The organism is Antarcticimicrobium sediminis, from assembly GCF_004348975.1.
Taxonomy (GTDB): domain Bacteria; phylum Pseudomonadota; class Alphaproteobacteria; order Rhodobacterales; family Rhodobacteraceae; genus Antarcticimicrobium; species Antarcticimicrobium sediminis.
Window position 1 is genome coordinate 191,751 of sequence record NZ_SMFP01000002.1, and the last position, 15,656, is coordinate 207,406.

At 64.1% G+C, this 15,656-nt stretch carries 12 protein-coding genes; 8 read left to right on the forward strand and 4 right to left on the reverse strand.

Annotated elements, in window-relative coordinates:
• A complete protein-coding gene (gene pepN / locus E1B25_RS04245) occupies nucleotides 1-2,556 on the reverse strand; it encodes an aminopeptidase N (protein WP_132827427.1) in 2,556 nt (851 codons plus the stop codon).
• 208 nt (nucleotides 2,557-2,764) lie between these two features.
• On the opposite strand from pepN, the gene E1B25_RS04250 reads away from it, so the two are divergent.
• From E1B25_RS04250 to E1B25_RS04260, 3 genes are all read left to right on the forward strand, one after another.
• Nucleotides 2,765-4,915 carry a malate synthase G gene (locus E1B25_RS04250; RefSeq protein ID WP_132827428.1) on the forward strand — a complete coding sequence of 717 codons (2,151 nt, stop codon included), beginning with the start codon at nucleotides 2,765-2,767 and terminating at the stop codon, nucleotides 4,913-4,915.
• A gap of 102 nt (nucleotides 4,916-5,017) precedes the next feature.
• Complete coding sequence (locus tag E1B25_RS04255) at nucleotides 5,018-5,443, forward strand: GlcG/HbpS family heme-binding protein (protein ID WP_132827429.1); 426 nt, start codon at nucleotides 5,018-5,020, stop codon at nucleotides 5,441-5,443.
• Between the two features lie 169 nt (nucleotides 5,444-5,612).
• Nucleotides 5,613-6,389 (forward strand): gamma-glutamyl-gamma-aminobutyrate hydrolase family protein, encoded by a 777-nt coding sequence (locus E1B25_RS04260; RefSeq protein WP_132827430.1) that lies wholly within the window; start codon nucleotides 5,613-5,615, stop codon nucleotides 6,387-6,389.
• A gap of 72 nt (nucleotides 6,390-6,461) precedes the next feature.
• On the opposite strand, the gene E1B25_RS04265 is transcribed toward E1B25_RS04260, so the two are convergent.
• Together E1B25_RS04265 and E1B25_RS04270 are read right to left on the reverse strand one after the other, a co-directional pair.
• Complete coding sequence (locus E1B25_RS04265) at nucleotides 6,462-8,702, reverse strand: xanthine dehydrogenase family protein molybdopterin-binding subunit (RefSeq protein WP_132827431.1); 2,241 nt, start codon at nucleotides 8,700-8,702, stop codon at nucleotides 6,462-6,464.
• 3 nt (nucleotides 8,703-8,705) lie between these two features.
• Nucleotides 8,706-9,185, reverse strand: coding sequence for a (2Fe-2S)-binding protein (locus E1B25_RS04270; RefSeq protein ID WP_132827432.1), 480 nt, complete (start codon nucleotides 9,183-9,185; stop codon nucleotides 8,706-8,708).
• Between the two features lie 110 nt (nucleotides 9,186-9,295).
• Between E1B25_RS04270 and E1B25_RS04275 the strand changes: the two genes are divergently transcribed.
• Nucleotides 9,296-9,901: a TetR/AcrR family transcriptional regulator gene (locus E1B25_RS04275; RefSeq protein ID WP_132827433.1), complete on the forward strand. Its 606-nt coding sequence runs from the start codon at nucleotides 9,296-9,298 to the stop codon at nucleotides 9,899-9,901.
• A 3-nt stretch (nucleotides 9,902-9,904) separates the two neighbouring features.
• Here the strand turns inward: E1B25_RS04275 and E1B25_RS04280 are convergent, their stop codons facing one another.
• Nucleotides 9,905-10,657 (reverse strand): SDR family NAD(P)-dependent oxidoreductase, encoded by a 753-nt coding sequence (locus tag E1B25_RS04280; protein ID WP_132827434.1) that lies wholly within the window; start codon nucleotides 10,655-10,657, stop codon nucleotides 9,905-9,907.
• Between the two features lie 153 nt (nucleotides 10,658-10,810).
• Here E1B25_RS04280 and E1B25_RS04285 point away from each other — a divergent pair, with 153 nt between their 5' ends.
• The 4 genes from E1B25_RS04285 (at nucleotide 10,811) to E1B25_RS04300 (ending at nucleotide 15,491) form a co-directional block, all read left to right on the forward strand.
• The gene (locus tag E1B25_RS04285; protein WP_245510610.1) at nucleotides 10,811-11,794 is read left to right on the forward strand and encodes an MBL fold metallo-hydrolase; all 984 of its coding nucleotides are present in this window, start codon (nucleotides 10,811-10,813) and stop codon (nucleotides 11,792-11,794) included.
• A 49-nt stretch (nucleotides 11,795-11,843) separates the two neighbouring features.
• Nucleotides 11,844-12,296 (forward strand): methyltransferase family protein, encoded by a 453-nt coding sequence (locus tag E1B25_RS04290; RefSeq protein WP_132827435.1) that lies wholly within the window; start codon nucleotides 11,844-11,846, stop codon nucleotides 12,294-12,296.
• A gap of 131 nt (nucleotides 12,297-12,427) precedes the next feature.
• Entirely contained in the window at nucleotides 12,428-14,002 is a 1,575-nt protein-coding gene (locus tag E1B25_RS04295) for a Re/Si-specific NAD(P)(+) transhydrogenase subunit alpha (RefSeq protein ID WP_132827436.1), read from the forward strand.
• A 13-nt stretch (nucleotides 14,003-14,015) separates the two neighbouring features.
• Nucleotides 14,016-15,491 (forward strand): NAD(P)(+) transhydrogenase (Re/Si-specific) subunit beta, encoded by a 1,476-nt coding sequence (locus E1B25_RS04300; RefSeq protein ID WP_132827437.1) that lies wholly within the window; start codon nucleotides 14,016-14,018, stop codon nucleotides 15,489-15,491.
• Nucleotides 15,492-15,656 lie beyond the last annotated feature (165 nt).

A 15,656-nucleotide genomic window follows, 5' to 3' on the forward strand; every position in this document is an offset into this window, starting at 1 on the left:
TCATGCCCCCCGGATGCGGCTGATCATCTCGGCGGTATCGCGCGACAGATCGGGCGTGGCGGCGATGCGCTCAAGCTGGGTCGCGATCAGGGCTTGGCGATCCGCGCCATAGCGTTTCCAGGTCTGGAACGCGGCGCACATCCGCGCCGTGGTCTGCGGGTTCAGTGGGTCAAGCTGGATCAGCCAGTCCGCCAGCAGCGCATAGGAGGCCCCGGATGCGGCGTGAAAGCCCGCATGGTTCCCGGCCAGCGCCCCAAAGACGGCGCGGAACCGGTTGGGATTCTTCCAGTTGAAATCGGCGTGTTTGGTCAGCTTCTTGGCAATCGCCGCCGCCGCCTCGGGCGCGGCTTCGCTCACCTGCAACATGAACCACTTGTCGATCACCAGCCGGTCAGCCTGCCACTGCTCGTAAAAGGCGGCAAGCTGCGCACCCCCGGTGCCGGCCTGAAGCAGGCAGGCCAGCGCCGACAGTTGCAGCGTCATGGTGTCGGCGGCGGCATATTGCGCGGCGGCCCGTGCGCCGCCATCGCGCCGGGTGATCAGCCGCAACACTGCGCCCGCCAGCGCCCGCTTGCTCGATTGCGCGGCATCGGGGGCGTAGGGCTCGCTGACCTGTGAGGCCTCGAACAATGCGTCCAGCAAAGCGCCCAAGGCGTCGGCCTGCGCGTCCTTTAGCCGCTCCACCGCCTGCCAGATCGCCATCGGGTCGGGGGTGATACCCTGTTCGGCCAGCGCCCCGGCCAGTTCGGCCTGTCCGGGCAGACCCAGCATCAGCGCGCGATAGGCCGGATCAAGGCCGTCATCCCGCATCAGCCGGACCAGACCGTCAAGGTAATCGGCATCGGGCGTCGCGCCGTCCTCCGTCGCCATGTTCAGCAACGTCTCACGGGCCAGCGCCCGGCCTGCCTCCCACCGGTTGAAGGGGTCGGTGTCATGCGCCAGCAGAAAGGCGCGCTCGGCCTTGGGGGTGTCACGCTCCAGTATGACGGGGGCAGAGAACCCGCGCAGGATCGAGGGCACCGGTTTGGCCGTCAGCCCTTCAAAGCTGAAACTCTGTTTGGCCTCGGTCATCTCCAGCACTTGGGTTTGCAGCACCTCGTCCCCGTTGGGGCCGATCAGACCCACCGCCACCGGGATCACCTGCGCCAGCTTGTCCGGCTGCTCCGGGGTCGCGGGCGTCATCTGTTCAAAGTGCAGCGTATAGGTGCCGTCGGCAAACTCATCGCTGACCTTCAGCCGGGGCGTGCCGGGCTGCGAATACCAGCGCTTGAACTGGCCCAGATCGCGACCGGTGACATCCTCGAACACCTTGAGCCAATCCTCGATGGTGCAGGCCTGCCCGTCATGGCGCGCGAAATACAGGTCCAGCGCCTCGGCATAGGCGGCGTCGCCGACCAGCCGTTTCAGCATGCCGATCACCTCGGCGCCCTTTTCATAGACGGTGGCGGTGTAGAAGTTGTTGATTTCCTGAAAACTTTCCGGGCGCACCGGATGCGACAGCGGGCCGTTGTCCTCGGGGAACTGGCGCGCGCGCAGGTCGATCACATCGCTGATCCGCTTCACCGGGGCGCTGCGCATATCCGAGGTGAACTGGCTGTCGCGGAATACCGTCAGCCCTTCTTTCAGGCACAGCTGGAACCAGTCGCGACACGTGATGCGGTTGCCGGTCCAGTTGTGGAAATACTCATGCGCGATGATCGCCTCGATGCGTTCGAAATTGGCGTCGGTCGAGGTGTCGGGGCTGGCCAGAACACAGGAGGAGTTGAAGATGTTCAGCCCCTTGTTCTCCATCGCGCCCATGTTGAAATCATCGACGGCGACGATGTTGAACACATCCAGATCGTATTCGCGGCCATAGACGTCTTCGTCCCATTTCATGGACTTTTTCAGCGCCTGCATGCCGAATGCGCATTTATGCTCGTCGCCCGGGCGCACCCAAAGGTTCAGATCCACGGACCTGCCCGACACGGTGGTAAAGCTGTCGGTGTGCGCCACCAGATCGCCCGCCACCAAGGCGAACAGATAGGACGGCTTGGGCCATGGATCATGCCATTCGGCCCAGCCCTCGCCCTGGTCCACCGGATTGCCGTTCGACAGCATCACTGGCAGATCGCCGTTGATCCGCACGGTAAAGATGCTCATCACATCGGGGCGGTCCGGGTAATAGGTGATCTTGCGAAAACCCTGCGCCTCGCATTGGGTGCAATACATGCCGTTCGACATGTACAGACCTTCCAGCGCGGTGTTGTTTTCCGGGTCGATCTCGACCACGGCCTCCCAGTCAAACGGCGCATCTGGGGCGGCGACGCTCAGCCCCTCGGGGGTGATGTCGGGGGTCACCTGCTGGCCGTCGATGCTGGCGCGGATCAGCTTGAGCGCCTCGCCCTCCAGAAAAAACCGGCGATCCGTCGCCTCCGGGTTGGGGGCGAAGCGGATACGGCTGGTCACGCGCGTGGCGTTGGGGGCCAGATCAAAGGTCAGATGAACCGCCTCGACCAGATAGCCGAACGGGGTGTAATCTTTGAGATATACGGTTGTCGGAGCGGCGTCGCGCATGGGGGCCTCACTGGTTGAATTGGCGCCGACGTTAGGCAATGCGCCCGCCCCCCGCAAGGCACAGGCGGAAGGCGGGGTATGCTCTTTCAGTGTGTGTTTGAAACAGCTATCGGAAAAATTGGTAAAAAGATCTTACCATCGAGTTGCCGATAGGAAACTTTCGTTCTAGAGGGTGAACAACACCCAATTCAGCAGGAGACATTTGGCGATGACGCAGAGAGTGGAACGGCACGGGCTTCAAGTGGCCGCAGAGCTGGCGGAGTTCATCGAAGATCGGGCGCTGCCCGGCACGGGTGTGGCTGGTGATGTCTTCTGGGCCGGGATGGCCCGCATGATGGCTGAACTGGGGCCAAAAAACCGCGCCTTTCTCGACACGCGCAAAAAGATGCAGGGCCAGATCGACGCCTGGCACCTGGCGCATCGCGGCCAGCCCCATGACGCCGCCGCCTATGAGGCCTTTCTGCGCGAGATCGGCTATCTGCTGCCCGAGGGGGCGGATTTTACCATCGACACCAGCGGCGTCGATCCCGAGATCAACCTTGTGCCCGGTCCGCAACTGGTGGTGCCGATCACCAATGCACGCTTCGCCCTGAACGCCGCCAATGCGCGCTGGGGCTCGCTTTATGATGCGCTCTACGGCACTGATGCGCTGGGCGATCTGCCGTCGGGCGGTGGCTATGATAGCGCCCGGGGCGCGCGCGTGATTGCCTGGGCCAAGGCGCATCTGGACAAGGCCGTGCCGCTTGCGGGCGGATCCTGGGCCGATGTGACCGGGCTTGATCAGGACGCGGGCGGGGTGGTTCTGGCCAGCCCGAATGGGCCGTTGCGGCCAACTGATCCGGCGCAATATGGCGGGCGCAACGCCGAGGGGACGCAATTTCTTTTCAGCTGCAACGGGCTGCATATCCGCGTGGTTCTGGGCCCCGACACGCCGGTGGGGCGCGACGATCCCGCCGGGATCAGCGACGTGGTTCTGGAATCGGCGATGTCGACCATCATGGATTGCGAGGACAGCGTCGCCGCCGTCGATGCCGAGGACAAGGTTCTGGCCTATTCCAACTGGCTTGGCCTGATGCGGGGTGATCTGAAGGAAAGCGTGCACAAGGGCGGCAAAACCTTTGACCGGGTTCTGGCCCCGGATCTGGACTTCGTCGGGCGCGATGGCGCGCCGATCACGCTCAAGGGCCGCTCGCTGATGCTGGTGCGCAACGTTGGCCACCTGATGACCAATCCGGCGATCATTGACGGGCAGGGGGCCGAGATCCCCGAGGGGCTTCTGGATGCGCTTTGCACCACCATGATCGCCATGCACGATCTGCAATCGGCGGGCGGCAATTCGCTGCATGGCTCGGTCTATGTAGTCAAACCCAAGATGCACGGCCCCGCCGAGGTCGGTTTCGCGGTCGAGATTTTCGATATGGTCGAGGATATCCTCGGGCTGCCGCGCAATACCGTGAAACTGGGCATCATGGACGAGGAGCGCCGCACCTCGGCCAATCTCAAGGAATGCATCCGCGCCGCGAAATCGCGGGTGGCCTTCATCAACACCGGCTTTCTTGATCGCACCGGCGACGAGATCCATACCAGCATGGAAGCCGGCCCGATGCTGCCCAAGGGCGAGATGAAATCGACCCCCTGGATCACCGCTTACGAGGATCGCAACGTCGATATCGGTCTGGCCTGCGGCTTGCAGGGCAAGGCGCAGATCGGCAAGGGGATGTGGGCGATGCCCGACCTCATGGCCGATATGCTGACAGCCAAGATCGGCCATCCGCAGGCCGGGGCCAACTGTGCCTGGGTGCCGAGCCCGACGGCGGCAACGCTGCACGCGACGCATTACCATCTGGTCGATGTCTTTGCCCGGCAGGACGAGATTGCGGCGGGCGGTCCGCGCGGCACGCTGGGCGATCTGTTGACCATCCCGGTGATGGTGGGCCGCAACCTGAGCGACGAGGAGATCGCGCAAGAGATCGAGAACAACGCGCAGGGCATCCTCGGCTATGTGGTGCGCTGGATTGATCAGGGGGTGGGCTGTTCCAAGGTGCCCGATATCCATGATGTCGCCCTGATGGAAGATCGCGCCACCTGCCGCATCAGTTCTCAGGCGCTGGCCAACTGGCTGCATCACGGCGTGGTGAGCGAGGATCAGGCGATGAGCGCCCTCCACAAGATGGCGCAGGTGGTGGATCGGCAGAACGCCGGCGATCCGGCCTATCGCCCGATGGCGCCGGGGTTTGACGGTATCGCGTTTCAGGCCGCCTGCGATCTGGTGTTCAAGGGCCGGATGCAGCCCTCGGGCTATACCGAGCCGGTGCTGCACCGCCGCCGTCAGGAACTCAAAGCCCAGCACGCGGGCTGACCCGGGCGGGGAGGGGGCTGTCTGCCCCCTCTTTGCGCTGGCGCGCAAATTCACCCCCGAGAGTATTTCGGACCAGAAAAAGACCAAGAGGGAGGCACTTTGATGACTTTGACATTGGATCATGCGCGCGAGATCATGCGCGCGGCGCGCGCCAAAGGGCGCGAATTGGGACTTAATCCGTTGTCGGTGGCCGTGCTGGATGCGGGCGGCAACTTGTTGGCGTTCGAGCGCGAAGATGGCGCCGCGCCGGGCCGCTTTGCCATCGCCCACGGCAAGGCCTATGGCGCGGTGATGCTGGGCATGGCTGGCAGCGCCCAGATGGCCCGCGCCGAGGCGCAGCCCTATTTCATGGCCGCCGTCAACGGGGCCTTTGGCGGACAGGTGATCCCGGTGCCCGGCGGCGTGCTGGTGCGCGACAGCTCCGGCGCGGTGATCGGCGCGGTGGGGGTCACCGGCGACAGTTCCGACAATGACGCCGCGGCGGCGCTGGCGGGAATCGTGGCGGCTGGGCTGACGGGAGAAAGCTGACGGGAGAAAGCTGAGGCGGCAAAAAGCTGAGGGGGCGGCGGTTTGCCTGATCTTCAGGCGGCTGTGTGTCCCGGCACACCCGGTTGCGCCGTGATGCAGGGCTGAGGTGTTGCAGCGTCCTGCGCCGCCCTGTATCAAGTCCGGGAATACACCCAAGAGTGAGCGCTTCATGGCCCGCCCCGTCGTCGGCATCATCAGCAATTCCTTCCTGATCAACGACAGCTATCCGGCCCATGCCGGAGGCACCATGAATTCCGTGGCGGTGTCCTGCGTTGCCGATTGTGTGCCACTGTTGATTCCGGCCGATCCGCGCCTGTCTCCGGTCGAGGAGTTGATGGAGGTCTGTGACGGCTTTCTGCTCACCGGCGGGCGGCCCAATGTCCATCCCGAGGAATATGGCGAAGAGGCGACCGAGGCCCATGGCGCATTTGACCGGGCGCGCGACGCGATCACGTTGCCTTTGGTGCGCGCCTGTGTCGAGCGTGGCCAACCCTTTCTGGGCATTTGCCGTGGCTTTCAGGAAGTGAACGTGGCGATGGGCGGCTCGCTTTACCCCGAGATCCGCGATCTGCCGGGGCGGATGAACCACCGGATGCCGCCCGATGGCACGCTAGAAGAGAAATTCGCCCTGCGCCACCGGGTCCGTTTCGACGAGGGGAGCCTGTTCCAAAAGCTCTTCGGCGCCAAGGAAGTGATGACCAATACGCTGCACGGGCAGGGGATCAAACGCCCCGGCGCGCGGGTCGCGGTCGAGGGCTGGGCCCCAGATGGTACGCCCGAAGCGCTTTTCGTCCGGGATGCGCCGGGCTTTACCCTCGCGGTGCAATGGCACCCCGAATACGATGCCGCCAATGACCCGGTATCGCGGCCGTTGTTTACCGCCTTTGGCGATGCTGTGCGCGCTTGGGCTGCCACGCAACGTGCCCCGCTGCAGCGCAGCGCCTGAGGCCACCTTACCTTATACCTTGCCTTGCCTTGCCCGGACCTGACGCCCGGGCGAGGGGGCTGACGACGCCACTCAGGTCATCAGGTCGAACCCATGCATCAGCGGCAATTGCCGCGCCCGTGTGCCGGTCAGATCGAACAGCGCATTGGCCAGCGCCGCCATGGCAGGCGGGGTGCCCGGCTCGCCCGCGCCGGTGATCTGGGTCTGGTTTTCCAGAATGCGAACCTTGGTCACCGGCGTGGTATGGATGCGCAGCGCCTCGTAATCGGGGAAGTTTTCCTGTTCGACCGCGCCCTCGGCAAAGGTAATCTCACCGAAACAGGCCGCCGACAGACCATAGATCATGGCGCCGCTCAGCTGTGCCTCCAGATTGCCGGGGTCCAGCGCGGTGCCCACATCCGCCGCGATCCAGGCGCGGGTGATTTCGATCTGCCCATCGCGGTCGGTGACCTCGATCACCGTCGCGGTTGGCACTCCGAAGCTGTAGCAGAAGCCGACGCCGCGCCCGATCCCCTCGGGGGTTTCCTCGCTCCAACCGGACATGTCGCGCACCGCTTCCAGTACCGCCGCTGACGGGGCGTGGACGCCTTGTGCCAGTTCCAGCCGGAAGGCCAGCGGGTCGCGTTTGGCCACATGGGCCATTTCGTCGATGAAGCAATCGAACAGAAACCCGTTCATCGAGGACCCCACCGAGCGCCAGAACCCCACCGGGATGTCCAGATCGGCCAAATAGCCCCGGATGCGGAAATTGGGGATCGCATAGGGTTGGTTGAACGCCCCGTCCACGGTGCCCCTGTCCGGCCCGGCGGCGGGCAGGCCCAGCCAACGGCCCATCGCCTGCTGGGTGGCTGATTGCGCCGCGATCTGCCCGTCCAGAAGCACCAGCTTGCCCTCCTTGATCCCGCCACGGAACCGCGCCACCGCGCCGGGGCGGTAAAAGTCGTGGCGCATGTCCTCTTCGCGGCTCCAGGTCAGCTGGACCGGGGTGTCGGCGATCTCGAATGCGACGCGCGCGGCATAGACCGAGAAATCAAGCTCGGCGCGCCGGCCAAAGCCGCCCCCCATATAGGTCGTGTGCAATTCGACCGCCTCGGGCTCCAACCCCACGGCCTCGGCGCAGGCCTTGCGCACCAGCAGGGGAACCTGATTGCCGCTCCAGACCTCCAGCTTGATGCCGGTGAAAAGCGCGGTGGCGCTCATTGGTTCCATGGTGGCGTGGGCCAGATAGGGCACCCGGTATTCCGCCGTCACCTCCTGTGCGCCAAGCGGCAGGACCGAGACGTCGCCGTCATCGCGCAGGGTGGAGTTTGCCGCGCCATCAAACGCGGCGGTGATGCGTTCAAACACCGCCTTGGTATCGGCGGGGTTGGGGCTGGGGGCCCAGTCGATGTCGATCGCGTCGACCGCCTGCATCGCCAGCCAGGTGTTGGAGGCGATCACCGCGAGGCCATTGCCCAGATTGACCACCCGATCGACCCCCGGCATCGCCCGCGCGGCGCTGTCGTCAAACTTGGTCATGCGTCCGCCCAGATGCGGGTTCATTCGCAGGGCGGCGAATTTCATTCCCTCCAGCCGGGTGTCGATGCCGTATTTCGCGGTGCCGGTCACCTTGCCCAGCATGTCGATGCGCGGCTGGGTCTTGCCCAGCAACCGCCATTGCGCCGGGGGTCGCAGATCGGCCTCGATCGGGGTAAGCTTGGCGGCGTCCACCGCCAGATCGGCATAGGGGATGCGGCTGCCGTCCGGCGCGATCACCGCGCCGCGTTCGGTCTTGAGGCTGGCGCGCTCGACCCCCAGACGGGTCGCCGCGACCTGTTTCAGGGTTTCGCGGGCCGAGGCGCCGGTGGCGCGCATCCGCTCGAACCCGTCCGGCATCGAGGTGGAGCCGCCGGTGACCTGCATATCCATCACCTTGCCGATCTTGCCGATCTGCTCGGCCAGGGCATGGGCGAAATCGGACCGATCATAGCCCTTTCCGGGCAGGGCCTCGGCCAATATGACCGAATTGTAATAGGCCTGCGCCGGCGGTCCGTGCAGCACCCGGACCTGATCCAGATCCACGTCCAGCTCTTCCGCGATCAGCGCGGCCCATGTGGTGTGCACGCCTTGTCCCATCTCGGCCTTGGGCGCGATCAGGGTGATGCCGCTTGGGGCGATCATCACGAAGGGGTTGAGCGTGGCACCGCCCTTGGGCGCGCTCAGCGGGTTGGGCGCGGGGCGAGAGACGTAATAGGCGCCAAAGGCCACCCCGCCGACCAGCGCGGCCGAGCCGATCAGGAAGCTGCGGCGGGCGATTTTTCCAATGCTGGCCATGGCTCAGCCCTCCTTCTTCATCGGGGCGGGCATCATCTGGGCGGCGCTGTGGATGGCGGCGCGGATGCGGGGGTAGGTGCCGCAGCGGCACAGGTTGCCCTGCATGGCGATGTCGATCTCTTCGTCGCTGGGGTCGGGGGTTTGCGCCAACAGGGCGGCGGCCTGCATGATCTGCCCGGATTGGCAGTAGCCGCATTGCGCCACCTGATGATCGGACCAGGCTTGCTGGATCACCGCAAGCGCGTCTGGCGTGCCTAGCCCTTCGATGGTGGTGACGTCGCCCTGAACATCGGCCAGCGCGATCTGGCAACTGCGCACCGCCTCGCCGTCGATCTGCACGGTGCAGGCACCGCAGGCGGCGACGCCGCAGCCGTATTTTGTGCCGGTCAGCCCCAGCGCATCGCGCAGCACCCAGAGCAGGGGCACATCGTCGGGCAGATCGACGCTGTGAGAGGTTCCGTTGACGGTAAGGGATACTGGCATGGGGCTCTCCCGGTTGGGATCTGGGGTAAGGACAGGGGTAGGATACAGAGATAGGGAGGGATGTCAGCCTGTCAATTGACGAAATGATCGAATACTGTCAATTTGTCGAGATGACCGACCCCCTCCCTGATCCCCTTACCGACCCCCGGCAGCAGGCGATATTGATGTCCGCTCAGCGGGCCTTTGCGACCTATGGGGTGCGCAAGACCTCGATGGAGGATATCGCGCGCGGGGCCGGGATGTCGCGCCCGGCGCTGTATCTGCATTTCCGCAACAAGGGCGATATCTATCGCGCGCTGGTGGTCTTCTACTACGACCACGCGGCGCAGGCGGTGGCGGCGGCGCTGGCGGGAGAGGGGGGCGACGAGGGCGATATTGCCGCGCGTCTGGCCGCAGCTTTTGCCGCCCAAGGCGGTGCAGTGACCGAACTGATGCTCACCTCGCCGCACGGGTTGGAGCTTTTGGATATGGGCCCCACCAACGCCGCAGATCTGGTGCAGGCGGGCGAGGCGCGGCTGACCGCGCTCTATGCCGACTGGCTGACGCGGATGGCGGTGGCCGGGCAGGTCACCCTCACCGGCCCGGCGTCCGAGATCGCGGCGACCTTCACCGCCGCGCTCAAGGGCATAAAATGCGCGGTGCCCGATTACCCGAGCTACCGGGCGCGGGTGGCACAGCTTGCCGCGCTGATGGGCGCAGGGCTGACCCCGCGCTAGGGCTTACGACTGCCCGCCGGCGATCTCAATGCACTGGCCGTTGACGCTTTGCGAGCCGGGGCCGATCAGCCATTGCGCGGCGGCCGAGACCTCCTCCGGCGCGATCAGGCGCTTGTGGCGGTTGGCGTCGGTCATCACCTTGCGGGCCTGCTCGGCGCTGATCCCGGCGCGCTGGGCGATGCTGTCGGTGTTGCGGGTGACGATGGGGGTGTCGACATAGCCCGGACAGATCGCATTGAAGGTATAGGGCGTGCCGATATAATCCTCGCTCAGCGCGCGGGTCAGGCCGATCACCCCATGTTTCGAGGCGGTATAGCCTGCCGCCCCCTTCAGTCCGCGCAGCCCGGCGATGGACGAAATGGTGATCACCCGCCCCCAGTCGGTGCCGAGCATCCCCTTGAGACTTTCGCGTATGGTCAGAAAGGCACCGTCCAGATTGGTCGCCATGATGTTGCGCCACATCTCCAGCGAGGTCTTGTGCAGCGCGCGCCCTTCGGCAATGCCGGCATTGGCGACGCAGATCTGCACCGGGCCACGCGCCGCAACGGCGGCTTCGATCGTGCCCACCACATCGGCCTCGTCGCGCACATCCATCGCCATGCCGGTCATATTGGCGCCCGCGACCTCGTCCAGCACCTCTTGTCGACGGCCGGTGATGGTGACCTGCGCCCCCTGATCGGCGAGCATCTGTGCGATGGCCAACCCGATGCCGGTGCCGCCGCCGGTGACCAATGCGTGTTTCCCGTTCAAATTCATCTGTCCATGTCCTCCCTTGGATTTGCGCCACCGTAGCGGCCCGCGCGGGCGCGGCAAGGGCCGCCGTTCCGTCACTTTACTTACCCATTCACAGATGCGAATGTTTTGCGAATTTCCCGCAAGGGATCATCTTTGGGAGGAGTAAGAAAGCACATGAAGCATCTGTTGAGCGCCGCCGCCATCGCCACGGCCAAAATCAGCGCGACAATCGCCGTCGCCATCACCGCCACCGCCGGATGGGCGAGCGAGGATATCGCCGATCAATACCCGCAGTCCGAACTGTATTCGAAACCGGTCGAGGTGATCCCGCATGTGTTCTCGGCCATCGGCGCCACCGCGCCGCCGACCTATGAGAACTCCGGGCATAACAACAACCTGTCGTTCATTGTCACCGACGAGGGGGTGGTGGTGATGAATGCGGGTGCCTCGGCGCGTCTCGCCGCCGCGCTGCACGCCGAGATCAAGCGCGTCACCGATCAGCCCGTGGTGCTGGTGATCAACGAAAACGGTCAGGGCCACGCCATGCTGGGCAACAGCTATTGGCGTGATCAGGGGGTCGATATCCTCGCCCATGTGGATGCGGTGGAAGAGACGACCGAGAACGGCGATTTCATCCTGCAGGGGATGCAGCGCTATAATCGCGACAAGGCCGAGGGCACCCGTGTCGAACATGCCAACCTGACGTTCGAGGAGGCCTATGACATCTCTCTCGGCGGGGTCGAGATCAAGGTGATGCACCTTGGCCCGGCGCATGATCCGGGCGATCTGCAGGTCTGGATTCCGCAGTGGGGGCTGATGATCACCGGCGATATCGCCTTTCACGAACGCATGTTGCCGATCTTCGAGTCGACCTGCACCAGTTGCTGGCTGGAGACATGGGAAGAAAAGCTGGAGCCGATTGCCCCCACCTATGTGATCCCGGGCCATGGCCATCCGACCAATTTCGCGCAGGTGCGTCGCTTTACCCACGACTATCTGGTGGACCTGCGCGCCAAGATCCGCGACCATATAGACGCCGGCGGTGATCTGGCCAGCGCCTATTATGTGGATCAATCCAACTGGGCGCATCTCGACACGTTCGAGGAACTGGCCACCAAGAACGCCGGGCGCGTTTTTGCCGAAATGGAGTGGGAATGACCCAGCTTTCTTCCAAAATGTTGACCTCGGGCCAAAGCGGGGCCCGGGTATGAAATGGATCGATGTGCCGCCGGTCTGGCTGTTGGCGGCGGCGGTGTTGGCCTGGATACAGGGGCGTCACTATCCCCTCGGGCTCAGCTTTGGCGGCGGGGTCTGGGTGGATCTTCTCGGTGGGCTTTTGGTGGGCGGCGGCGTGCTGCTGATGGTTCTGGCGGTCTATGAGCTGCGCCGCCAACACACCACCGTGCTGCCGCACCGAACCCCGAGCCATCTGGTGCAGTCGGGGATCTACAGCCGCAGCCGCAACCCGATCTATCTGGGCGATGTGCTGGTTCTGGCCGGGCTGATCCTGCGGTTCGATGCGGTGCTGGCGCTGCCGCTGTTGCCGCTCTTGACCTGGGTGATCGAACGCCGCTTCATCCTGAAGGAAGAAGACCGGTTGCGGCGGACCTATCGCACTGATTTTGCACGATACATACGCAAAGTACGCCGATGGGTGTAACTGATATGTATCAAATAGCCCGGACAGCCCATGCCGTGCTTGCGTAATTATCTTGCGCGGGATAGGTGACGGATTTGCAAACTGTACCGTATTTTGCCCCGTGGTAGGGGTGACAGAGGGGGACCGAGTAGGTGAAGATAGGGACACCAAAGGAAATTTACGAGGGCGAGGCACGGGTGGCGATGACGCCAGACTCGGCCACGCAATTGCAAAAGCTGGGGTACGAATGTGCCATCGAATCCGGTGCCGGAGCGGCGGCCGGGTTTTCCGATGCCACCTATGAGGCGGCCGGGGTCGAGATCGTCAAGACCGCAGCACAGCTTTGGAAATCGGCGGATATCATCGCCAAGGTGCGCCAGCCCAACGAGACCGAGCTGAAGCGCCTGAGCAAGGACAAGACGCTGATTTCGTTCTTCAATCCCGGCGGGAATGCAGAGGGGCTTGAGCTGGCCAAATCCAAGGGCGGCAATGTGATCGCCATGGAAATGGTGCCGCGGATTTCCCGTGCCCAGAAGATGGACGCGCTGTCGTCCATGGCAAATATCGCCGGCTATCGCGCCGTGATCGAGGCGGGCAACAACTTTGGCCGCTTCTTCACCGGCCAGATCACCGCTGCGGGCAAGGTGCCCCCGGCCAAGGTTCTGGTGGTCGGTGCCGGTGTTGCCGGTCTTGCCGCGATCGGCACCGCGACCAGCCTTGGCGCGATCACCTATGCCTTCGACGTGCGCCCCGAAGTGGCCGAACAGGTCGAATCGATGGGCGCCGAATTCGTCTATCTCGATTTCAAGGAAGAGTCGCAGGACGGCGCCGCCTCGGGTGGCTACGCCAGTGTCTCCAGCCCGGAATTCCGCGAGGCCCAGCTGGCCAAGTTCCGCGAACTGGCCCCCGAAGTGGACATCGTGATCACGACCGCGCTGATCCCCAACCGCGAGGCGCCGGAGCTGTGGACCGAGGACATGGTGAATTCCATGAAGCCGGGCTCGGTGATTGTCGACCTCGCCGCTGAAAAGGGCGGCAACTGCAAGCTGACCGTTGCGGATGAAAAGATCGTCACCGACAACGGCGTGACCATCATCGGCTATACTGATTTCCCCAGCCGGATGGCGGCGCAGGCCTCGACGCTTTATGCCACCAACATCCGTCACATGATGACCGATCTGACGCCCGAAAAGGACGGCAAGGTCGCGCACAACATGGAAGACGACGTGATCCGGGGCGCCACCGTCGCCTTTCAGGGCGAGATCACCTTCCCGCCGCCCCCGCCCAAGGTGCAGGCCATCGCGGCCCAACCGAAGAAGGAAGCGGTCAAGGAACTGACCCCGGAAGAAAAGCGGGCGCAGGAAACCGCGGCCTTCAAGGCGGCGACCAAGCGGCAGGTGACCCTGCTGAGCGTCGGCGCGGTGCTGATGCTGCTCGTCGGGGCCGTCGCCCCTGCCAGCTTCATGCAACATTTCATCGTTTTCGTTCTGGCGGTCTTCGTCGGGTTCCAGGTGATCTGGGGGGTGGCACACAGCCTGCACACGCCGTTGATGGCGGTGACCAACGCGATTTCGTCGATCATCATCCTCGGAGCGCTGATGCAGATCGGCTCCGGGTCGGGGCTGGTGATCGTGCTGGCGGCGATTTCAGTGTTCATGGCCGGGATCAATATCTTCGGCGGCTTCCTCGTGACGCGGCGCATGCTCGCCATGTTCCAGAAATCGTAAGGAGTAGGGCATCATGGAATTCGGATTTACCACAGCGGCCTATGTGGTCGCGGCTGTCCTCTTCATCCTGTCGCTGGGCGGCCTCTCGGGGCAGGAAAGCGCCAAACGTGCGGTTTGGTATGGCATCGTCGGCATGGCGTTGGCGGCTTTCGCCACGCTGATCGGACCGGGGCAGGGGCTTTGGCTGCTGTCGCTCTTGCTGATCGCGGCCGGCGGGCTGATCGGGGCCTATGTTGCGGGCAAGGTCGAAATGACCGGAATGCCCCAGCTCGTCGCTGCGATGCACTCGCTGGTCGGCCTGGCGGCCGTCCTCGTGGGCTTCAATGCCCATTTCGAGATGGGCCACGTCGCGTCCATCTTGGCGGGCGCCCCGAGCGCGCTAAATGCAGCCGGGCTGGACGTCTGGATGCACGAGCAACACCTGGGCACCTTTGCCGCGTTGATCGCGCATAAGGCCCCGGTCGAGCTGAACATCCTCAAGGTCGAATTGTTCCTCGGGGTCTTCATCGGGGCCGTGACCTTCACCGGTTCGGTCGTTGCCTATGGCAAACTGGCGGGCAAGGTGTCCTCGGTTGCGAAAAAGCTGCCCGGCGGGCACGCGCTGAATGCCGGGGCTGCGATCATCTCGGTGCTTTGCCTGTTCTGGTACTTCGGGACCGGGGGCTTTGTGCCGCTGGCGATCATGACGCTGATGGCGCTCTTCATTGGCTACCACCTGATCATGGGGATCGGCGGCGCCGACATGCCCGTGGTGGTGTCGATGCTGAACAGCTACTCGGGCTGGGCGGCAGCGGCGATCGGTTTCAGCCTTGGCAACGATCTGCTGATCGTGGTCGGTGCGCTGGTCGGCTCTTCGGGTGCGATTCTGTCCTATATCATGTGCAAGGCGATGAACCGCTCGTTCATCAGCGTGATCCTGGGCGGCTTCGGTGGCACCTCTGGCCCGCAGATGGAGGTCGAGGGCGAACAGATCGCCATCGACGCCGATGGTGTGGCATCGGCACTGAACGAGGCCGACAGCGTGATCATCGTGCCGGGCTATGGCATGGCGGTGGCGCAGGCGCAGAACGCGGTCAGCGACCTGACCAAGAAACTGCGCGCGCAGGGTAAAAACGTTCGCTTCGCCATCCACCCGGTGGCGGGACGTCTGCCGGGGCACATGAACGTGCTGCTGGCCGAGGCCAAGGTGCCCTATGACATCGTGATGGAGATGGACGAGATCAACGACGACTTCCCCGATACGGATGTGGTCATCGTGATCGGCTCCAATGACATCGTGAACCCGGCCGCGCAGGAAGACCCCAACAGCCCGATCGCCGGCATGCCGGTGCTCGAGGTCTGGAAGGCGAAACAGGTCTTTGTCTCCAAACGGGGGCAGGGGACCGGCTATTCCGGGATCGAGAACCCGCTGTTCTACAAAGAGAATACGCGCATGTTCTACGGTGATGCCAAGGACAGTCTCGACAAGCTGTTGCCGATGATCGACTGATCAAACGGCCGAGCAGATCGCGTCAAAGCCCCGCCCTTGTGGCGGGGCTTTTTCGTTTGTCGTGGGGCCGCTGCCGGGACAGGCTGGTTCTGTATACGGCGGTATTCTGTTAACGTGTTGAAACAAAAGGGTTTTGCGTTTTGCCAAAGGCCGGTTATACAGATT